Source organism: Zunongwangia sp. L-65 (assembly GCF_056859415.1).
The window spans coordinates 1-21,957 of record NZ_JBSXOK010000063.1 but is presented as its reverse complement, the minus strand read 5'-3'; the positions used below and the strand labels follow the sequence as shown (position 1 = coordinate 21,957).

Genomic DNA, 21,957 nt, shown 5'->3' with positions numbered 1-21,957 from the left:
TTGTAAACCTAATTCAACTTAAATTATGAGTCACAACATTAAACCTGGTGTAGCAACCGGAAAAGAAGTACAAGAAATATTTAATTACGCTAAAGAGAAAGGCTTTGCTCTTCCTGCTGTAAACGTAATTAGCTCAAGCAGTATTAATGCTGTATTAGAAACTGCTGCTGAATTAAATTCTCCTGTTATTATTCAATTTTCTAACGGAGGTGCACAATTTAATGGTGGTAAAGGTCTTTCTAACGAAGGTCAAAAAGCTGCAATCGCGGGTGGTATTGCCGGTGCAAAGCATGTACAAACATTAGCTGAAGCTTATGGAGCTACCGTAATTATGCATACAGATCATTGTGCCAAAAAACTTTTACCATGGATTGATGGTTTACTGGATGCCAGCGAAGCGCATTTCGAAAAAACCGGAAAACCACTTTATAGTTCTCACATGATCGATTTAAGTGAAGAACCCCTGGAAGAAAACCTTGAGATTTGTAAAAAATATCTTGAGCGTATGAGCAAGATGGGAATGACTCTTGAAATTGAGTTAGGTATTACCGGTGGTGAAGAAGACGGAGTTGATAACAGTGATGTTGATGCTTCCAAATTATATACACAACCAGAGGAAGTAGCTTTCGCTTATGAAGAATTAAGCAAAGTTAGTGACCAGTTCACTATCGCTGCTGCTTTTGGAAACGTTCATGGAGTTTACAAACCAGGAAATGTAAAACTTACACCAACTATCCTAAGAGACTCTCAGGAATACATCACAAAAAAATACAATGTTGAAGAAAACCACATCGACTTTGTTTTCCATGGTGGTAGTGGGTCTACAGTAGAAGAAATTCGTGAGGCTATTGGATACGGAGTGATTAAAATGAATATCGACACAGATCTTCAATATGCATACCTGGAAGGAATTAGAGATTACATGAGCGACAACAAAGATTATCTTGCCTCGCAAATTGGTAACCCTGATGGTGAAGATTCTCCTAACAAAAAGTACTATGACCCAAGAAAATGGGTACGTGAAGGAGAACTAACTTTTAAAGCTCGTTTAAAGAAAGCTTTCGAAGATCTTAACAATGTAAATACTTTATAAGAATAAGCTTAACGAACAGCTGAGATTATCTAATTTCAGCTGTTTTTTTATTTTTTGATATTAATTGCTCTTTCGTAAATGAAGCTGATTGAACGGAAGAGATAAAAACCTGAAATACTATGGCTGCTGCTTGGTTTAAAAGAACACAAAAAGGTATCCAAACCCCTACTGAGGAGAAAAAGGATGTTCCTAAAGGCTTATGGTATAAGTCCCCAACCGGAAAAATCGTTGATGCAGAACAATTAGAAAGCAATTTCTATGTAAGTCCTGAAGACGGATATCATGTAAGAATAGGGAGTAACGAATATTTCCAGATTCTTTTTGATGACAACAAATACAAAGAATTAGATAAAGGACTTTCTGCCAAAGATCCGCTTAACTTTAAGGACACCAAAAAATATACTGATCGTTTAAAAACAGCTCAGGATAAAACAGGACTTAAAGATGCCGTAAGAACAGCCGTAGGAAAATCTAAAGGAAAAGAACTTGTTATTGCCTGCATGGATTTTAAATTTATTGGAGGTTCTATGGGTTCTGTGGTAGGTGAAAAAATCGCACGAGCTGCAGATTATGCGATCAAAAACAACCTGCCTTTTATGATCATTTCTAAATCTGGTGGTGCCAGAATGCAGGAAGCTGCTCTTTCTTTAATGCAGCTAGCTAAAACTTCAGTAAAATTAGCGCAATTAGCTGAAGCTAAACTTCCTTATATTTCTTTATGTACAGATCCTACCACGGGAGGAACGACCGCTTCGTTTGCGATGTTAGGGGATATTAATATTTCTGAACCTGGCGCACTTATTGGGTTTGCCGGACCTCGTGTCGTTAAGGACACAACAGGTAAAGACCTTCCAAAAGATTTCCAAACCTCAGAATTTTTGAAAGAACACGGGTTTTTAGATTTTATTACCAAAAGATCTGAACTTAAGAATAAAGTAAATCTTTACCTGGATCTTATCCAAAATCAACCGGTAAGAGCTTAAAAGCAATAAAAACAAAGAATATCAAGGCAAGAATAAGAGATATACATTTGGAACCCTTTTTAAACATTAGTGAATAGGAAAACAGTATTATATCCCTTGCCCTGTGGCAATAAAATTCCAAGAATAAATAGCATTTATACAAAAAAGTAGTACATTTGCGCCCTGACAGAAAAGCTGTCAATACATAAAAATCATTTAAATAATATTGGAATGTATTTAACTAAAGAAAAGAAGGAAGAAATCTTCGAAAAGTACGGTGAAGGAAAATCCAACACTGGTTCCGCTGAAGGACAAATTGCATTATTCACTTACAGAATCTCTCACTTATCTGATCACTTAAAAAGTAATCGTAAAGATTTTAATACAGAGCGTTCTCTAGTAAGATTGGTAGGTAAAAGAAGAAGCCTTCTTGATTACTTAATGAAAAAGGATATCATGAGATATCGTGCCATTATTAAGGAATTAGGATTAAGAAAATAATTTTCAGGGGGCTTTTTGCCCCCTTTTTTTATACAGTCTGGGTAGCTGTAAATACCCAAAAATAAGTTCTTTACAATTTAGGATGACTCCTATTTTAGAAATTGTCACCCAAAAAGGGTAGTTTTTCATTGGTCTGCCTGCAACGACAACAACACAACTCCTGGCCGTCCAGATAAAGACGGAAAGACCTTTGTTTAACAAAATAGATCTGGTGAAGTTATTCAGATCAAATATTCAAAATTTATGATTCCACAAACTTTTAAAGAGGTTATCGATCTTGGAGATGGAAGAGAAATCTCGATCGAAACCGGAAAACTGGCAAAACAGGCACACGGCTCTGTTGTTGTTAGAATGGGAGACGCCATGCTTTTATGTACCGTAGTATCATCTTACACACCTACTACGATGGATTTTTTCCCTTTAACATTAGATTATCGTGAAAAATTTGCTGCAGCAGGACGATTTCCTGGAGGATATTTTAAGCGTGAAGCAAGGCCAAGTAGTGAAGAAATTCTTGTAATGCGATTAGTAGATCGTGTATTAAGACCTCTTTTCCCTAAAGATTATAAGTTCGAAACTCAGGTAATGATTCAGTTGATGTCTCATGATCCTGAAGTAATGCCAGATGCTCTGGCTGGTTTAGCTGCTTCAGCCGCTATCCAGGTTTCAGACATTCCTTTTGAAACTCCAATTTCAGAAGTTAGAGTAGCACGTATTGATGGAGAACTGGTTATCAACCCAAGTTTTGAACAGCTAGAAAAAGCCGACCTTGATATGATGGTTGGAGCTTCCGCAGATTCTGTAATGATGGTTGAAGGTGAGATGGATGAAATTTCTGAAGAAGAAATGGCAGAAGCCATCAAATTTGCTCATGAAGCGATTAAAGTTCAGTGTGAAGCTCAAACAAGATTGAGAAAAGCTGCCGGAAAAACTGAGATTCGCGAGTATGAAGTTACCGAAGAAGACGAGGATTTAAAACAAAAAATATACGATGCTGTTTACCAGAAAGCTTACGATGTCGCTAAGCAGGGAAGCACCAAAAACGAAAGAAGCGAAGCTATTTCTAATTTAAAGGAAGAAGTTTTAGCGATGTTTTCTGAAGAAGAACTTGAAGAGAAACAAAAACTTATTAGTTCTTATTTTAGTGATGCTCATAAAAAAGCAGTACGAGACGTTGTTCTTAAAGAAGGAATTCGTTTAGATGGTAGAAAAACTACTGAAATCAGACCCATCTGGTGTGAAGTAGATTATTTACCTTCTCCACACGGTTCTTCTATATTTACCAGAGGGGAAACCCAGGCGCTTGCTACCGTAACACTAGGTACTTCTAGAGAAGCAAATCAGGTAGATCTTCCAACTCAACAAGGTGAAGAAAATTTCTACTTACATTATAACTTCCCTCCTTTCTCTACCGGTGAAGCCTATCCTATTAGAGGTACTTCCAGAAGAGAGATTGGTCACGGTAACCTTGCACAAAGAGCATTAAAAGGAATGATTCCTTCAGATTGCCCTTATACAGTGCGTGTGGTTTCTGAAGTCTTAGAATCCAACGGTTCTTCTTCTATGGCAACTGTTTGTGCTGGTACAATGGCCCTAATGGATGCGGGAATTCAGCTAAAAAAACCAGTTTCAGGGATCGCTATGGGATTAATTTCTGATGGTGAAGATTTCGCTGTACTTTCTGATATTCTTGGTGACGAAGATCACTTAGGGGATATGGACTTTAAAGTTACCGGTACTGCAGATGGTATTACCGCTTGCCAGATGGATATTAAAATTAAAGGACTTTCCTACGAAATTTTAGTAAAGGCACTTAAGCAGGCTCGTGACGGAAGATTACATATTCTTGAAAAATTAACCGATACGATTGCTGAACCAAATGCAAATGTAAAAGCACATTCTCCAAAAATTATTACCAGAAGAATTCCTGGAGATTATATAGGTGCTTTAATTGGGCCAGGTGGTAAAGTAATTCAGGAACTACAAAAAGAAACAAAAACAGAAATCGTTATTAACGAAGATCCTGTTACAGAAGAAGGTATTGTAGAAATTCTTGGTACCAGTCAGGAAGGTATCGATAAAGTTCTTGCTAAAATCGATTCCATTACTTTTAAACCAGAGAAAGGAAGTGTTTACGAAGTTAAAGTAATCAAACTTCTGGATTTTGGGGCAGTGGTAGAGTATATAGAAGCTCCAGGAAACGAAGTTTTACTTCATATTTCTGAACTTGCCTGGGAACGTACAAATAATGTGACCGATGTTGTAAACCTTGGTGATGTTATTGATGTAAAATATTTTGGTGTAGATCCAAAAACAAGAAAAGAAAAAGTTTCTAGAAAAGCTTTACTTCCAAGACCAGAGCGTCCAGAACGTAAAGAAGGTGGTGATCGTGAACACGGTAAACGTGAAGATCGCAAACCAAGAAACGATAGAAAATAATTCTATTAATTATCATATAGTATGAAAAAGGCTTCGAAAATTCGAAGCCTTTTTTATTTTTATTTTATTTTTTTGTTGCGAATCATTTTTACGCATTGGATTTATGGATTTGTTCCAAAAGCCCGTATTTACTACAAAATACTTCTTTTTATAGCTAAAATATTGGTCTAAGACAGCCATTTTAAATAACACCCACAAAAAATTGCGTAAACATTTTGTAACATTTTTCGGTCTTCTTACGTATAACTATATACAAGAGCTATTCACAATTAAAACCCAAGGAGAAGATAGATGAGACAACTTAAAATTACGAAGCAGGTAACTAACCGTGAAACTGCTTCGCTGGATAAGTATTTGCAGGAAATAGGTAAAGTAGATTTAATTACCGCAGACGAAGAGGTAGAATTAGCACAACGAATTAAAGCGGGTGATAACCGTGCCTTAGAGAAATTAACAAAAGCGAATTTACGTTTTGTTGTTTCTGTAGCAAAACAATATCAGAACCAGGGATTAACTCTTCCCGATCTTATTAACGAAGGAAATTTAGGACTTATTAAAGCTGCGAAACGTTTTGATGAAACTCGTGGCTTTAAATTTATATCGTATGCTGTTTGGTGGATTAGACAATCTATCTTACAGGCTTTGGCTGAGCAATCTCGTATTGTACGTTTACCGCTTAACAAAATTGGATCTATCAATAAGATCAATAAAACCTTTGCTTTCTTAGAGCAATCTCACGAGCGCCCACCAAGTGCTGAAGAAATTGCAAAAGAGCTGGATATGACCATTAATGACGTGAAAGAGTCTATGAAAAACTCTGGTCGTCACGTATCTATGGATGCTCCTTTAGTAGAAGGTGAAGATTCTAACCTATATGATGTATTACGATCTGGTGAGTCCCCAAACCCGGATAAAGATCTTCTTCATGAATCACTAAGAACAGAGATCGAACGTGCTTTAGAAACACTTACACCACGTGAGGCTGATGTTATTCGCTTGTATTTTGGATTAGGAGATCAACATCCTATGACTCTTGAAGAAATTGGCGAAACTTTTGATCTTACTCGTGAGCGCGTAAGACAAATTAAAGAAAAAGCGATTAGAAGATTAAAACATACATCTCGCAGTAAGATTTTAAAAACCTATTTAGGTTAAACATATTTAAGATGACAACAGTTTAGTGGTGGGAGTGATGACCCAACCATGAAAATAACTGTTCGTTTTTTGATTGATGAATGACCCCGGAGTGATGACCCGGGGTCGCTTCATTTTATAATATAACTTCACTCCTATTTTAGCATCAATTATTAAACTTAAATTAAAATTTATTGATTCTAATTGAAACTTACTAAATTAGCTGACTGATTTATGGTGCAGCATAGCTGCATTTATTTTTTATAATGGCATTACTTTTGACTACTATTGAAATAGAGAATAAAAGATATTTAAGATGACAACAGTTTAGTGGTGGGGAGTGATGACCCTAACCATGAAAATAACTGTTCGTTTTTTGATTGATGAATGACCCCGGAGTGATGACCCGGGGTCGCTTCATTTATAATAAATTGTAACAAAGATTTAATAAAATCCTTACAATTAATTCTTTAATTTTAGTCTTTAAACGATTTTTATTTAAACTATGGAAAGATGGGCAATCTGCTACGTAAGTACAGCTTCTCCTTATATTGAAGAAAAAGACATTGATAGTGTTCTCTCCTATACCGAAAATTGGAATATAGATCATAGCATCACTGGGATTTTATTATCTTCAGAAGGCAATTTTTTTCAGGTGATAGAAGGAGAAAGATCTATCATTAAAGAACTTTTCGATAATATTGCTAAAGATAGCAGACATCGAAATCTGATAAAAATTTTTAATAAAGAAATTAAAAACACTGAATTTAATGGTTATGAAGCTACCTTTCTATCGAAAAGAACCAGCAATTTATCACAGGATATTAGCTATCTCGATTATATTAAATGTTTAGATAATGCTTCCCAGAATACTGTGAAAAACATTTTAAAAGCATTTGTAGATTAAATCCTGATGGCACCCAATTTTTGAGGAATTATTCCTCATCTTCTCCATACACAAGATTTATAAAATCTTTTTTAGGCAGATCTCCAAAATAAAATCTCGTATCGATATTGGCTAAAAGCGACTCTATTTCTAGTTTTTCATAGCGGGCACCAATTAGTTTATTTTCGATATCTGATACAGGTTCTTTCCCAAAGAAATCCCCAAAAATCTTAAATTCTTCAATGTAGCCTTTATTTACAAAAATACGTAAATCAATCTCTCCTACTGGGAAACGCCTGGTACGCTGAATATTAAATTTAGGCGATCGCCCGTAATTCCAATCCCAGGCTTCATACTTCTCAGTCTTTAATTGGCGTACTTCTTCCCACTCCTCTGCCGTTAAATGATAAGTCTCGAATTCCTCGCGTTCTTCGTACAACCCCTTTAAAATAATAGTTCGGAAGCTTTCGATATCTAATGACTCCTCTAAAAATTCACTAATATTAGCCACACGACTGCGAACCGATTTATGTCCTTTAGACTGAATCTTGCTCATTTTTACCTGCAACGCCCGAGTGACCTCATCCAAATCTGAATCTAGCAATAAAGTACCATGACTAAACATTCTTTTTACACTACTAAACTGAGCATTTCCAGATATTTTTACGATCATTAACTACAATATCGTTCCTACCTTTTAACTCAGCCGGCACTCCCATTTTATTCAGTACTTTAATTACCGGCTCCGTAAACTTTCTAAAGTTATTTAAACTTTTAACATCATAATCTGTAATAAAACTAAAATTCAAATTTCCGAAATCATGGTATACCGCTCCACCTCCAGAAATTCTTCGTACTACTTTAATATTTTTTTCTTCAACATAAGAATGATTAATCTCTTCAAGCGTGTTTTGATTTCTACCGATAATAATCGAGGGTTCATTAATGTAAAACAACAGGTAATCCTGCCCTTCATCAAAGTTTCTTAGTATATACTCTTCTAGTGCCAGGTTTAAAAACGGGTCGTTATTTCCTTCATTTTCGATAAAAATCATGGTATTTTCCTTTAGTTTTTTTCAAAGATATTCAATTATAGGTCGATAGGGAAACCGTGAAAGCTTTTCCTCTAATTCTTTACGCTTCAAACATATTCTTAGTATTTTTGTTAGAGAAACATGCTGTTACAATGAAAGAAAAGATAATTGCCCCTTCCCTACTCGCCGCTGATTTTGCAAATCTGCAACGCGACATAGAAACCGTTAATAAAAGCCAGGCCCAGTGGTTTCACGTTGATATTATGGATGGTGTTTTTGTACCCAATATTTCCTTTGGAATGCCGGTGCTACAGGCAATTAACAAACATGCCAAAAAGCCACTGGATGTGCATCTTATGATTGTAGATCCAGATCGATATATAAAAGAATTCGCTGATCTTGGCGCCAACCATCTTACCGTACATTATGAAGCCTGCCCCCACTTACATAGAACATTACAAGCCATAAAAGCAGAAGGTATGAAAGCCGGTGTAGCGATAAATCCTCACACTAATGTAGATTTATTGAAAGATGTGATCAAGGATATCGACATAGTACTTGTAATGAGTGTTAACCCAGGGTTTGGTGGTCAAAGCTTTATTGAGCATACCTACCATAAAGTACAACGTTTAAAAGAAATGATTTTAAATCAGAATGCAGAAACCTTAATCGAGATCGATGGTGGGGTAACCAATAAAAATGCTTTAGAGCTAATAAACGCCGGCGCAGATATTCTGGTGGCCGGCAGTTATGTGTTTAAAGCCGAAAATCAATTAGAAACTATTAAAGAGTTAAAGCATCTTGCAAATTCATAACGATACTTACGACATTGTAATTATAGGCGGCGGTCCAATTGGGATTGCATGTGGTCTGGAAGCTGAAAAACACGGCCTCACCTATCTGATCCTGGAGAAAGGATGTTTGGTGAACAGCCTTTACCACTATCCTACTAATATGACTTTCTTTTCAACATCAGAAAAATTAGAGTTAGATGGCATCCCCTTTATAAGCAACAACCCTAAACCAAGAAAAGCTGAAGCTTTAGAATATTATCGCAGGATCGCAACGTCTAACCAGGTGAACATTCATTTGTTCGAAAAGGTTACGGAAGTAAAATCAAATTCTACTATAAAAGAAGTTATCACTACAAAAGGTTTTTATAAAGCAAAAAATGTGGTGATAGCCACCGGATTTTATGACATTCCAAATTATATTGGTGTGCAGGGAGAAGAACTCCCTAAAGTAGCGCATTATTACAACGATCCTCATTATTACGCTACTCAAAAAACCATTGTTGTTGGCGCTAGTAATTCGGCAGTAGATGCTGCTTTAGAAATTTATAGAAAGGGCGGTGAAGTGACAATGATTGTACGGGCCGAGGATATTGGGCCTCGTGTAAAATATTGGGTGCGACCAGATATTGTTAACAGAATAGAAGAAGGCAGCATTAAAGCCTATTTTAATTCTTCTATTAAAGAGATTAAAGAAAAAGAAGTAATTGTACAAACGTCCGATGGCGAGACGACTCTAGAAAATGATTTTGTGCTATTATTGACGGGATATCGCCCTAATTTTGAGTTTCTGGATAATATCGGAATCTCTTTAAAAGACGAAGATAAAAAAATCCCGATGTATGATGAAAATACCATGGAAACCAATATTCCCGGAATTTACCTTGCCGGAGTAATATGCGGAGGGATGGAAACGCATAAATGGTTTATAGAAAATTCCAGAATTCACGCCAAACTTATAGTCGCCGATATCATTGGATAATTATAACAGGGAATCCCAAATTAGGCAATTTAATTATTGATTTTTGCTGAATTTGGGATATTTTATTTTACATTAAAATGAACTATCTTTAGGTATTCATTTTTTCCCTATGCTACCCCAATGTCATATTCTAAACGGCGATGCCCTAAAGTATCAATTTCCTAAAGCCCTTAAAGGTAAATTAATTATAGCAAGGGAATGTTTCATAGAAGGGACTACAAAAGGAGATGATTTTGATAGCTTTTTTACAAACAGGGCAAATTTTATTTGTAAAAACTATGATGAAACTGAAGAAAATTATTTCAAAAACGTAAAATCTGAGTTTCAAAAAATTTTGGATATTAACCAAAACTGCGAGATCAATCTTTGGTTTGAACATGACCTTTTCTGCCAGGCTAATTTATGGTTTGTTACTTCTTTAATCATTGAAAATCCATCTTTAAAAACTATTTTCCTGATAATGCCAAAAGAGCATAGCCAATATGGATTTAGCAGATTAAGTGAAACAGAATTAACCTTAGCTTATAAGCATCGAAAATTGGTACATAATATTCTGGATTTTGCAAAGCTTTGGCGGTACTATCAAAATAACGAGCTAGGAAGACTAAAGCAAATGGCTATAAATCTACAAGAAGAATTCCCATTCATTCTTCCCGCCGTTGAAGCCCATATCGCCCGAATTCCGCAGGAGAATTATCCAGGACGTCCGGTAGCTTCTATCTTAAGTATTATGAATGAGCTACAAACAGATGATTTCACCCTTATTTTTAGGGAATTTTGTAAACGCGAAAGTATTTATGGCTTTGGCGATTTACAGGTTAAAAAACTTGTTGAGCAAGCAAGCGCTTATAAGTAAACAATAAAATAAGGAGACTGTCTTCTAGACTTGTTCGCAACAAACCTAAGAGACAACCTCCCGTATTACAACATTTGAACTATTCTTTAAATCAATACTAATTCTGATGAACTAATTATTTCGTTTCTATTCAGTAATTTTCCATAGAACTCTAAATCGTTTGTTTCACTTTTAAATGATTCGTCCAGCCATTCCACAGCTTTATTTACAGGAAAACTAAAGACTTTAATATTAGGATACCCCTCTGGTGATGATCCTTTATTAATACCTATTTCTATAGTTTTATCGTTCTTATTATAAAAAACGAACTTTGCTAAAAAGTTATGGCGTAACAAATCAATAAAATCCTGGGGTATTTTATCACAATCCCTGCACTCCTCAATATACTGATTTACCAATACCCGCAATGATGTTTTTATCTCCTCCGTTCTTAAATAAGATGCCATAATTTTATTTTTTTTGTTGTTAATACTCAGCGAAAATATGTTCAATCCATAGACTTAAAAAAGCATTTATGTAAGGTTTAACTCGAAGATATAAAATCTTCACAATATCGTTTTCGGAGGTATCTCAATTTTACCCTGTCTAAAATCAGAATAAAATAATTGCGTATTTTTTATAAACTTCTGAAATACAAATTCCTGATATTTTCAACATTAAATTATCATTTCGATAAAAATGGCTATATTCTCAAAAATTTTAATTTTTATTTTAACAGAATGAATAAAATAGTACTCTGGTCACTTTGCGCCGCGTTTGCAGGATTTCTATTTGGTTTTGATACCGTAGTAATTTCGGGAGCTGAAAAACAATTACAACAAATCTGGCAAAGCTCTGATGCGTTTCATGGCACCTATGTAATTGGTATGGCATTGTGGGGCACGGTAGCTGGAGCGGTTTTTGGAGGTATTCCTACCAATGCCCTGGGAAGAAAAAAGAGTTTATTTTTTATAGGAATATTATATGTAATTTCTGCATTAGGATCTGCTTTGGTAGATGACCCTATTACTTTCGGGATTTTCAGATTTATCGGCGGATTGGGAGTTGGAGCTTCCACCATCGCGGCACCAGCTTATATTTCTGAAATCGCTCCTGAAAAAGACCGGGGTCGCCTGGTTGCTTTCTATCAGTTCAATATTGTATTAGGAATGCTTGCGGCTTATGCGTCGAATTACCTTTTACGAGATAGCGGTAGCGAACCCTGGCGTTGGATGGTAGGTATGGAAGCTTTGCCAGCATTAATTTATACTTTTTTAGTACTGGTTATCCCGCAAAGCCCCCGTTGGTTAATCGCACAGGGTAAAATTGAAAAAGCTCGAAGTATTTTATCGAAAATTGATACTTCTAAAAACTTAGACGATAAGATTGCTGAAATTAAGCGGCAAGCCGATCATGGAAAATCCAGTCATGAAACCATTTTTATGAAAAAGTATCGTAAACCTTTGATATTAGCTTTTCTTATTGCCTTTTTCAACCAGTTCTCGGGAATTAACGCTCTTCTCTATTACGCCCCAAGGATTTTTGAAGAAGCTGGTTTAGAAGAAAGTGCTTCCCTGCTTAGCAGTATTGGTGTTGGTGTAACCAATATTATTTTCACCTTCCTGGCCTTATTTTTAATCGATCGCTTAGGGCGACGTACTTTAATGTTTATAGGTTCTATAGGCTACATTATTTCTTTATCCATGGTATCTGCCGCTTTCTTTTTAGATTGGGGCGGCATGAGTGTGCCTATCTTTATCTTTATTTTTATCGCCGCTCACGCTATTGGACAGGGCTCGGTTATTTGGGTTTTTATTTCTGAAATTTTCCCTAATCACCTACGTGCGGGTGGACAGGCTTTTGGATCGTCTACTCATTGGGTACTGGCCGCCATCATCCCTTCACTGGTTCCCGTTTTATTTGGTAGTATTGGTCCGGGATGGGTTTTTGCCTGCTTTGCATTTATGATGGTTTTGCAATTGTTGTATGTGAAATTTATGATGCCAGAAACCAAAGGCAAATCTCTGGAAGACTTAGGCCTGGGATTATCTGCAGCAGAAGAATAATTTATTCTTCATTATAAATTCCTTTGGTTGTCATTACAATTGGCTTGATAGTTCCATCATCATTGTATTCCATTTTTTCAATACAGACAGATCTGCTATAACTAGAACCATCGGTTTGAATGCCTCCATTATGATAAATAAAATACCAATCATTATTAAATGCTACGATTGACTGATGGTTGGTATTGCTATTCCCTGCAATTTCATTTAAAATCCCTTTATATTCATAAGGCCCCTCGATATCATCTGCCATAGCATAAGCTATTTTTTCTGGAAACCCAGTAGCATACGTCAGGTAATATTTGCCATTAGCCTTATGCACCCAGGGCGCCTCGGTAAATTCAAAACCATCAAAATCAATTTTCTTAATATCTCCTTCGATTTCGATCATATTGTCTTTAAGCCTGGCGTAATAACAAACTCCATTTCCCCAAAAAATCCAAGGCTGATCATCTTCATCGATAAAAATTGCAGGATCTATACACGTCCAGGAATGTGTAGAGGCGAAGCAATCTTCATTAGTTAATAATGGCTCTCCCAACGCATCTTTATATGGGCCTTCTGGTTTATCGGCTACGGCAACACCAATTCCATTCCAATTGGTACTAATATACCAGTAATACTTTCCATATCTTTTAGCAACGTGACCGGCATAGGCATCTCCACTGGTTGCCCATTCAAAATCGGTAATTTTTAATGGTACTGGATGTTCTTCCCAGGTTTTCATATCCTTAGTAGAAAACACGAGCCAATCTTTCATTTTATAACCTTGTTGCCCTCCTTCGTAATCATGCCCGCTAAACAACCATAACATATCACCTTCTACCAAAGCAGCCGGATCTGCTGTATATTTGTGGGTAAAAAGCGGATTTTGTGTAGGTTCAAAAATAAATGCAGAATCTGATTTTTGTTGTGCATGTAAGTTACCTCCATAGAGTATACATACAAATACGATAAAAAAAGTGTTTACTATTTTCATTCTCCTTCATTTAAAAGTTCTTTGGGTACACCACCCCATTTTTTTTGGAGTTTTTGTACTTCTTCTTTGGTAATCCCGATCACACTACCGTGACGTGGAAAAAAATCTTTTGTAAAGTTTTCTGTTTTTTCTGAAAAATTAAAAAGATCCTTGCTTCTCTGAAACTCGTAACGGCCACTGGAATATAGATCATACATCAGGATATACTGCTCACTATCATTTAGTTTAAAAACCGAAGAACCCTCTACAACTATATCTGAATTGGCATAGGAATCCAGATATTTAAAGTCTTCCCTCCAAGGTCCTTCTAAAGAAGTACTAACCGCCTGTTGTATACCATTTTTTATTTCTTCTCCCTTTTCGTTTTTAGTATTTCCTTTATAAAAAAGATGATAAATACCATCTTTATAAATAATATCGCCGTCAATTGCACCATATTTTGCCCGGAACATTAAACTAGGCTCACTTTCAAAACCGGTAAAATCTTTATTTGCATATGCACTATAGAAATCTAGATTATCCTGTCCTGAAAACCTTATGGTAAAATACACCAGATATTTATCGTTATCCTTATCATAAAATGTTTGCGGTGCCCACACCCATTGTACATTTTTAAAGGTATCAGGATATTCTTTTTGAAAATCTATGGCGTTAGCTTCCCAGTCTGTTAAGTTTTTGGAGTGCATTAAAACGATTCCAGGATTACTTCCCCAGCCATGTTTTATGGTAAACATATCTGTTGCTACTATAAAAAACTGACCATCATTTCTTAGAATATGAGGATCCCGAATCCCTCCAGAATTAGAAATAGTGTCTGAGCCTATAATGGGTTGGTTACTGTTTAAAGCTTTCCAGTTTTGGGCATCTGCGCTCACCGCAAACCTTAATTGTTCCTGCAGTTCTCCCTTTCCTGTTCCTTCAAAGTAGGCAAAAAGATAAGCATCCATTTTATCCTGAGCAATTGATAATTGCGAAAGGAATAACAGGACTAAAAAACCAAAGTTTAGCTTCATGAAGGTGTGTGTTTTAAAATTCAAAATCCCAATGACTGGCTAAATTTCAGCTTCTTTTTGAGTAAGATGAATTACAGCGCCATGTTTAGGAGAAGAAAAATTAGTGGCTTTCATTTTACCTTCATTAAAATGTCCCAGGTTTTTGAAATCATTAAAATCGGTAGTCTCCAAAAAACCAAAATTATGTGGTTGAATTCCGTATATATCATACATCAAGATCCATTTATCTTCACCAATAATTTTCCAAAGGTTTGGAGCTTCACTAGCCTCTGGCTCTTCATCGATCCATTTTTCCTGGTAGTTGTACCCCTTATTAATTTTAGAGGAAATCGCCTGCTTTATTCCCGGCGTACCATCATGTGGTGTATAAAACATATGAAATTGATCACCAATTTGGCTAATATCGGCATCGATATAAGAAACCTCTTTTGGATACTCAAAGATCAATTTTGGTGGACTCATCAAACTATCAAAATCATCGTTAACGTATGAATAGTACATCTGATTACGCTCATTCCCCATTCGCATGGTATAGTACAGCATCAATTTCCCTTCTTTTTGATCGTATATAGTCTCTGGCGCCCAGGCAGCACCAACTTCCTTTAAATCAGGAAAAAACAGATCTAAACGAACCTTCGCATTACTCCAATTTATTAAGTCACTGGATTTCATTAGTACAAATCCGCGATTGTTTCCCCATCCATATTTCTCACCATCACGCTGCCATTCGGTTTCTCGAATGCCATCACGTTTTGCAAAAATATGAAGATCGGTCATTGCCAGATAAAAATTGCCTTCTTGACCACGGTAAATATGAGGATCTCTTATCCCTTTTTGTTCAGCAATAGTATCTCCAGCAATTACCGCTTTTCCTTTATTGATATCTGTAAAACTTCTACCGTCTTTACTTAAAGCAAAATGCAGGCTATGATCATCATCTTTAAAATAAACCATAAGGTAAGCAGCCATTCTATCATTAAGTTCTTCGTTGGCTACTACCGCTTCTTCCCTGTTCCTCTCTACAGAATTTTCCCCGGAAGTTGATTGTTTACAAGAAACCATTCCGGAAAAGAGCATTGGCAAAGCAACAAAAACTGGCAAAAATCGCATCATTTATTGTAAAGGTGCTATTCCTTCTAAAGTTGGTTTAACTTCAATTACAGAACCATCTTCATTAAAAGTTAAGCTATCGATAGAAACTTCTCGATGAAATCCGGCGGCTCCTCCCATAGCTTCACCTTTAGGGCGTGTAAATCGATGATACACCAAATACCACTCGTCTTTTCCTGGCACCTGAATAACCGAATTATGACCTGTAGCTAAAATTTCTTTTTCTACATCTTTTTGAATCACAATATTATTTTCAGGAATACTGAGCGGCCCAAGCGGACTATCGGCAGTTGCGTAACGTACTTTATAATTTGGACTTCTTGTATCATCTTCAGCCCACATAAAATAATATTTACCGTTTCTAAAAAAGATTTCAGCACCCTCTCTAAACGTATTATCTGGTGTTAAAACTATAGGCTCTTTACTTTTAATTGTTGTCATATCATCATTAAGCTCTACAACGGCCAAAAACCCATTTCCCCAATACAGGTAATTTTTACCTGTTTGCGGATCTTCAAAAATATCCGGATCTATATTTTGTCCTCCATTTATTCCTCTTGGCTTCTCGGAAATTAATGGCGCTCCTGAATCTTTAAATGGTCCTTTAGGGCTATCTGAGACTGCTACCCCTACTTGCTGTCCCGCTGTAAAATAATAAAAGTACTTATACTCCCCATCGATTTTCTTCTCGATCATTGTTGGTGCCCACGCATTTCTACTAGTCCATTCAACATCTTTCTCTAAATCCAAAATTACTCCTTCATCTGTCCAGTTTACTAAATCTTCAGAAGAAAAGGTTTTAAAATAAGTTCCAGACCAACCATCAAAGCCATCGCTGGTTGGATATAAATAGTATTTTTTATCTTTTTCAGAATAAATAATTTCAGGATCAGCATAATAGCCTTCAACAACAGGGTTATTGGCTACAGCTACCGTTACCTTAAAACTTGTAGTCTTATCGCCATTGGAAACTTCATAAACAACGGCGCCATTAGAAAAATCCTGTGCCCCTTCAGGAGAAACTGCAACGCCGGGAAGTACTTTAAAATCAGGATTAAAACTGCTTAAATCTGTCCCATATTTTACAGGAAGATAAATCGTATTTTCATCGCTTTTAATGACAATATTATTGGTTTTTACAGCAGGATTTGAAGTACCTGTTATCCCCACCAGATCATTCGAAGGAAAAGCCTTTAATAAACGCTGTAATTCTTCAGTTGTAATGGGCATAACGGTACCATGTCTTGGATGAAAATCCATAGAAATATCTTCATCAATCACTTTGAAATTTTTAAGGTCTTTACTTTTTGTAAATTGACAAGTACCACTGGTGTACATATCATACATTAGAATATAATCTTCACTGTTGTTTAGCTTAAACACACCAGATCCTTCTACAGCTTTATCGGTTTGATCTACATTCCCCGGTTCAGCCTTATACCCTGAAGTTAAGGAATCTGAAATAGCGACCTTTATCCCTTTATCTTTATCTCCTTCGGTTTTATAGAACAAATAAAACTTGTTGTCTTTTTTAATAATATCGCCATCTATAGAAGCCTTTTCATTAGGGTTAAAAAACAACTGTTTCGGAGCACTTTCCAGTCCTGTAAAATCTTTGTTTACATAAGCGTAATATATTTTATCATAACTTCCCGGCTCTAGCATCGAGAAATAAACCATGTATTTTTTAGTTGCGGGATCGTAAATGGTTTGTGGCGCCCAAACACGCATTACCTCTGAAAATTCTGGATAGGTTTGTGGAATATCAATTATAGAACTGGACCAGCTTATCAAATCATCAGATTTCAATAACGTCATCGCTGTGTTTGTCCAACCTTTTTGGGATAAAAGATCTGTTACGACCATATAAAAACCACTACCATCTTCTTTTCTTAAAATATGAGGATCACGAACACCACCACTCCGGCTTATTGAATCTGAAGCAATAACAGGTTTGTTATTATTTAATGCGTAGAAGTTATAGCCATCATCACTTACGGCATAACGAATCGCCTCTTCTCCATCGCCATTCCCAGTAAAATAGGTAAATAAATACGCTGTATATTCTTTTTCTTTCTCGCCGCCTGCACATGAAAAAAGTATGACAGAACATAACAATAAGACAAAAAACCTTGAATTAAATAAGAATTTGATATTCATCGTGGTGGATTTTCAGATTTTAACAATTAAGTGTTAAATATACACTTTTTATTGAAATTAGAATAGTTATTCCTCAAACTTTATATTTATAACGACCAGCTCTCTTTCCAACGAATTACTGGTTTGTTGTTTTCCCACTCAATCGGTAACCAGATATAACGACCATCAATATGATTTTTGGGCCTCCAACGATCGGCCATAAAAATAAAGGTATCCTCCTTTCCCGCTACCGGTAATATAAAAGTACTCTGGGAAAAGAAAGTTTTATCGCCATCCTCTCCTTTTGCCGGATTTCCTAATTTCTCCCACGGGCCCATGATAGATTTAGCGCGAAAAGATCTTGCTGCATTGGGATCCCAACCGGTTAAACCTGATGTGATCATATAATAATACCCGTCTTTTTCAAAAACTGCAGGCGCTTCATTTTGCCCCCCTGGTTGCATACGTACCCATTCCCCTGTAAAATCAAGATAATCATCTGTTAATTTTGAAATATGCAGCGTTTGATTTTCCTCTGAAGAGGTGATATGATATGCGGTACCATCTTTATCAATATAAATGGTCATGTCACGAGACATTTGTCCTTTTTCAAAATCACGGCGAACAAACATCCCCTCATCTAAAGCTTTTTTCCATTTTGGTGTCCACCATTCTTTTGGGTCGCCATCTTTTGGTGTTTCTTTCCATACTTCCTTAAAATTTTTTGGCCATTCACCAGCATTTGGACGATACGATTTCAAATATGTAAATGGTCCGGTGGGAGAATCACTGGTAGCTACCCCGGTTCGGGCTGCGGCGTAGCCTTGTCCTTTTAATTCCAGATGAAACCACATTACATATTGCCCCGTTTTTTCATTGAAAACAACTTTTGGACGTTCCATCACACTACCTGAAGTAATTTCAGAATCCGGATCTTTAGCCACTGAAAGAGCAACTCCTTCATTTTTCCAGTTATATAAATCATCTGATGAGTATACAGTAATCCCTACTCTGGCCAAACTGGATTTTCCTTTGTGCTCTCCATACCAGTAATAAGTACCGTCTTTAAACATGATGCCACCTCCGTGTGCATTAATGTGATTACCATCAGTATCTTTCCAGATTTCACCAGGATAAAATGCCGTATAGTTAGGAGCCTTAGATTGTGCTTTTCCGTTGATACTGAACAAAAACGCAGTTATAATAAGGAAGTATTTCAAATTCATAGTTTTTATTTTTTGAAGGATTAATGAGCGTGATCTATAGGAATGTTTTCCCCTCCCCATATTTTCTTTTGGGTCCATGGTTGTGAGGGTGATGTCCAGAATTCATCTTCAGGAGAAAGCCCTAATACAAGAAAAGCTTCTGTACATAAATAAAGACTTCCAGTTGAGATATAGCCTTCTCCAATATTATTTTGATGCCCTACAAGTCCCACCTGAAGCCAACCTTCTTTATCGAAGGTTCCTTTTGCTTTAATTTGTCTTTTTATCATGGTATATAAAGCTGATCTAACCTGAGAAGGTGCTATCTCTTTACTTAAATTTTTCCATAAAGCAACCTGAGAAAGTGATTGAAAAGCACCAAAACGATAGGCTAAAGATCTACCAATTGGCGGATATGTTCCGGTAGGGGAAATTAATCGCTCCTGGATGCTGGCATACCTTTGCGCTCTTTGCTGCACTTTTTTAAAATCTTCTTTTCGACCAACTCCGGCTTCATCCATCACTTTTAGAATGTCCAATAGCATTGGCTGAATCACGAAACTATTATAGTAATCCCAGTGAAAATCTGGGCCATCACCATACATCCCATCGCCCAGATACCATTCCATATGTTTATTTATGGGGTAAGTAAGTCGAACCATATCTGCCTTGCCATCAAATTTTAGTAAAGCGGCTTCGATCATTCCTGTAAAAAGTAACCAATTACTGTAGTAAGGTTCGATATCTCTAGACGATTTTAGCGCTTTTATAACATTCTTTTTTGTGGTTTCTGAAAGTGGCTCCCACAACTGTTTTGGCGCTCTAAGTAAACCCTGAGCAAAAAAAGCAGCATCTACCAAAGGCTGGCGATCTTTATTAAAATTCATAAAATCTGCCGATTCGGGATCGGTCGCTTTATCAATAGCCAGTTGCGCTAATTCGATATATTTTTTTCTAAATTTTCCTTCTTTAGTATCATCTGGTCCAAGCTCCAACCAGGGAGCAATCCCCGATAAGGTTCTTCCAAAAGCCTCTAGATAAGTTACATGAGTACGATCATCCCAGGCACCAGGTGAACGTTCTATAGGCATACTTTCTTTTAATTTTCCTTTAGCCAGATTACTTAAAACAGGATCTGCTATTTTTACTAAGGAATTCACATAGAATTCTCGTACTTCTTTAGGAGAAGACTCTTCAACTTCCTGAGCACATAGGTTCAGGCTGATAAAAAGTAAACTAATTAAAAAACTAAGATTGGATATTTTCAACATAAATTATTTTTTCTGGTAGACTCTTACATAATCAACCTCATATTTCCTTGGAAAAGTAGTAGCCGAAGGATCACCGCCATTACCTCCTATAGCAAGATTCAGTAAAATATAATGCGGTTGATGAAAGGGATTAAACCCGTCTGGATTCTTAGTTTCAGAAAGCGATATCGTGTTTAGCAATTCGTCATCCAGATAGATTTTAATAAAATCTTTAGTCCACTCCATTTTCCACACATGAAACTTCTCCGCCCATTTTGGATCTTTTTTCAGAAATTTTGAAAAAGGAATTTTCTCACTATCCCAAGACACATAAGAGGTTGCTCCTTTCCATGCGGCATTGGCCAAAATTGCAGGTTTCTGGTCGACCAAATAATATTCCATAACATCAATCTCTCCATTAGAAGGCCATCCTTTTTCTATACCAAGAGTCCAGATCGCCGGCCACATTCCCATTGACGTATCGATCTTGGCTTTTACTTCTAAAATACCGAATTGAAAATCGAATTTACCCCTAGTATTTATGCTTGCTGAAGTGTATTCTGCAAATTCCCTGCTTTCTTTCCAATTGTTACTTTCAGGGTTAAAGCGATCATTTTTTACTGATTCTTTTTTTCCTAAAATGCTCAGGTTGCCGTTTTGAATAATAGCATTTTCAGATTGATACCATTGTAATTCTTCATTCCGCACAAAACCATTTTCATAGCTCCAAAATTCAGGATTTGGTTTATTTCCTTCTTCAAACTCATCAGCCCAAAGCAATTTATATCCATTGGGAATAGCACTATGATGCTGAGCAGCACAAATTCTAGAAAATAGTATTAAAATCAGTAAAATCGATACTTTTTGTAGCATATTCTATTATTCTGAATCAAAAATGACAATACGAAAGGAATCGCAAAGACTGTTTATTTTAGCTTCAACCAATTATTCATTATCAAGTAAACTACCTCAGGCAAATCCATGAGTCAGTTATTAAATTTATTTCTCCCCTCGGGATCTTTCCATTGATGTATTTGATCTCGATTATTAAGTAAACTATCCCCAAAGGAAATTAATCCATGTTAGGGGATAGTTCCCAACTCACACTGTAATATCATTAGAATCTATTTTAGAGTCTAACTCTTAAACTTAAGATTCCATAAAGTTTCTTATTGCTATACCAATTTTAACTACTAGTCTATTAAAGAAATAATATAGGAATATTGATAACTATTATCTTCCAATCGGTACTGTTGATGCGGATACCGTCCCCAGGAATCATCACCACCAAGGCCGCGCTGCTTGAGATCGATATGTAAAAACACCTTATCCTGAACCGTAATATCGGTAGGGTGACGTTGGGCTTTCCATTCCCCCGGATCCAGATCCTCTGTCGATACATTCAATGCGCTAAAGCCCAGGGGTTGTTCCCCGGTAATCTGTAACCCGGCTCCCTTTTTATTTTCAAGTCGAATCCATCTCGCATCAGTTTTATACCCTGCTTCCTGCGGACGAATATACTCCCAGGTAAACTGGTT

21 protein-coding genes are annotated in these 21,957 nt (G+C 36.4%); 10 read left to right on the top strand and 11 right to left on the bottom strand.

Going from position 1 to position 21,957, the window contains the following annotated elements; translation table 11 throughout:
- Nucleotides 1-25 precede the first annotated feature (25 nt).
- The 6 genes from fbaA (at nt 26) to AC13DP_RS11235 (ending at nt 7,036) form a co-directional block, all read left to right on the top strand.
- On the top strand, nt 26-1,093 hold the full coding sequence (gene fbaA / locus AC13DP_RS11260) for a class II fructose-bisphosphate aldolase (RefSeq protein ID WP_013070431.1): 1,068 nt from the start codon (nt 26-28) through the stop codon (nt 1,091-1,093).
- A 119-nt stretch (nt 1,094-1,212) separates the two neighbouring features.
- Entirely contained in the window at nt 1,213-2,076 is an 864-nt protein-coding gene (gene accD, locus AC13DP_RS11255; protein ID WP_013070430.1) for an acetyl-CoA carboxylase, carboxyltransferase subunit beta, read from the top strand.
- Nucleotides 2,077-2,286: 210 nt separating this feature from the next.
- Nucleotides 2,287-2,556, top strand: coding sequence for a 30S ribosomal protein S15 (gene rpsO / locus AC13DP_RS11250; protein ID WP_013070429.1), 270 nt, complete (start codon nt 2,287-2,289; stop codon nt 2,554-2,556).
- 243 nt (nt 2,557-2,799) lie between these two features.
- A complete protein-coding gene (locus AC13DP_RS11245) occupies nt 2,800-4,995 on the top strand; it encodes a polyribonucleotide nucleotidyltransferase (RefSeq protein ID WP_228252414.1) in 2,196 nt (731 codons plus the stop codon).
- Between the two features lie 291 nt (nt 4,996-5,286).
- A complete protein-coding gene (locus tag AC13DP_RS11240) occupies nt 5,287-6,150 on the top strand; it encodes a sigma-70 family RNA polymerase sigma factor (RefSeq protein WP_013070425.1) in 864 nt (287 codons plus the stop codon).
- Between the two features lie 484 nt (nt 6,151-6,634).
- A complete protein-coding gene (locus AC13DP_RS11235; protein ID WP_483067840.1) occupies nt 6,635-7,036 on the top strand; it encodes a BLUF domain-containing protein in 402 nt (133 codons plus the stop codon).
- Nucleotides 7,037-7,064: 28 nt separating this feature from the next.
- Here AC13DP_RS11235 and AC13DP_RS11230 read toward each other — a convergent pair whose 3' ends face one another.
- Both AC13DP_RS11230 and AC13DP_RS11225 read right to left on the bottom strand, forming a co-directional pair.
- Nucleotides 7,065-7,688 carry a lipoate protein ligase C-terminal domain-containing protein gene (locus AC13DP_RS11230; RefSeq protein ID WP_483067839.1) on the bottom strand — a complete coding sequence of 208 codons (624 nt, stop codon included), beginning with the start codon at nt 7,686-7,688 and terminating at the stop codon, nt 7,065-7,067.
- Nucleotides 7,654-8,070, bottom strand: coding sequence for a lipoate--protein ligase family protein (locus AC13DP_RS11225; RefSeq protein ID WP_483067838.1), 417 nt, complete (start codon nt 8,068-8,070; stop codon nt 7,654-7,656). Before AC13DP_RS11225 ends, AC13DP_RS11230 begins: the two co-directional genes overlap by 35 nt.
- 131 nt (nt 8,071-8,201) lie before the next feature.
- Here AC13DP_RS11225 and rpe point away from each other — a divergent pair, with 131 nt between their 5' ends.
- From rpe to AC13DP_RS11210, 3 genes are all read left to right on the top strand, one after another.
- A complete protein-coding gene (gene rpe, locus AC13DP_RS11220; protein ID WP_013070422.1) occupies nt 8,202-8,864 on the top strand; it encodes a ribulose-phosphate 3-epimerase in 663 nt (220 codons plus the stop codon).
- Entirely contained in the window at nt 8,851-9,822 is a 972-nt protein-coding gene (locus tag AC13DP_RS11215) for a YpdA family putative bacillithiol disulfide reductase (RefSeq protein WP_483067837.1), read from the top strand. Before rpe ends, AC13DP_RS11215 begins: the two co-directional genes overlap by 14 nt.
- Before the next feature lie 109 nt (nt 9,823-9,931).
- On the top strand, nt 9,932-10,678 hold the full coding sequence (locus AC13DP_RS11210) for a DUF1835 domain-containing protein (RefSeq protein WP_483067836.1): 747 nt from the start codon (nt 9,932-9,934) through the stop codon (nt 10,676-10,678).
- Nucleotides 10,679-10,764: 86 nt separating this feature from the next.
- Here the strand turns inward: AC13DP_RS11210 and AC13DP_RS11205 are convergent, their stop codons facing one another.
- Nucleotides 10,765-11,124 carry a hypothetical protein gene (locus AC13DP_RS11205; RefSeq protein ID WP_013070419.1) on the bottom strand — a complete coding sequence of 120 codons (360 nt, stop codon included), beginning with the start codon at nt 11,122-11,124 and terminating at the stop codon, nt 10,765-10,767.
- A 273-nt stretch (nt 11,125-11,397) separates the two neighbouring features.
- Here AC13DP_RS11205 and AC13DP_RS11200 point away from each other — a divergent pair, with 273 nt between their 5' ends.
- Nucleotides 11,398-12,723: a sugar porter family MFS transporter gene (locus tag AC13DP_RS11200; protein WP_483067835.1), complete on the top strand. Its 1,326-nt coding sequence runs from the start codon at nt 11,398-11,400 to the stop codon at nt 12,721-12,723.
- Between the two features lies 1 nt (nt 12,724).
- Here AC13DP_RS11200 and AC13DP_RS11195 read toward each other — a convergent pair whose 3' ends face one another.
- From AC13DP_RS11195 to AC13DP_RS11160, 8 genes are all read right to left on the bottom strand, one after another.
- Nucleotides 12,725-13,702: a glycoside hydrolase family 43 protein gene (locus tag AC13DP_RS11195; protein ID WP_483067834.1), complete on the bottom strand. Its 978-nt coding sequence runs from the start codon at nt 13,700-13,702 to the stop codon at nt 12,725-12,727.
- Nucleotides 13,699-14,715 (bottom strand): glycoside hydrolase family 43 protein, encoded by a 1,017-nt coding sequence (locus AC13DP_RS11190; RefSeq protein ID WP_483067833.1) that lies wholly within the window; start codon nt 14,713-14,715, stop codon nt 13,699-13,701. Before AC13DP_RS11190 ends, AC13DP_RS11195 begins: the two co-directional genes overlap by 4 nt.
- 39 nt (nt 14,716-14,754) lie before the next feature.
- The gene (locus tag AC13DP_RS11185) at nt 14,755-15,828 is read right to left on the bottom strand and encodes a glycoside hydrolase family 43 protein (protein ID WP_483067832.1); all 1,074 of its coding nucleotides are present in this window, start codon (nt 15,826-15,828) and stop codon (nt 14,755-14,757) included.
- The gene (locus AC13DP_RS11180; protein ID WP_483067831.1) at nt 15,829-17,985 is read right to left on the bottom strand and encodes a glycoside hydrolase family 43 protein; all 2,157 of its coding nucleotides are present in this window, start codon (nt 17,983-17,985) and stop codon (nt 15,829-15,831) included.
- An 86-nt stretch (nt 17,986-18,071) separates the two neighbouring features.
- On the bottom strand, nt 18,072-19,190 hold the full coding sequence (locus AC13DP_RS11175) for a glycoside hydrolase family 43 protein (protein ID WP_083759731.1): 1,119 nt from the start codon (nt 19,188-19,190) through the stop codon (nt 18,072-18,074).
- A gap of 20 nt (nt 19,191-19,210) precedes the next feature.
- Nucleotides 19,211-20,440: a DUF2264 domain-containing protein gene (locus AC13DP_RS11170; protein ID WP_339812010.1), complete on the bottom strand. Its 1,230-nt coding sequence runs from the start codon at nt 20,438-20,440 to the stop codon at nt 19,211-19,213.
- Between the two features lie 3 nt (nt 20,441-20,443).
- Nucleotides 20,444-21,292 (bottom strand): glycoside hydrolase family 16 protein, encoded by an 849-nt coding sequence (locus AC13DP_RS11165; RefSeq protein ID WP_483067830.1) that lies wholly within the window; start codon nt 21,290-21,292, stop codon nt 20,444-20,446.
- Nucleotides 21,293-21,612: 320 nt separating this feature from the next.
- Nucleotides 21,613-21,957 (bottom strand): beta-galactosidase small subunit-related protein (locus AC13DP_RS11160; RefSeq protein ID WP_483067829.1); only part of this gene is annotated, 345 nt, incomplete at its 5' end.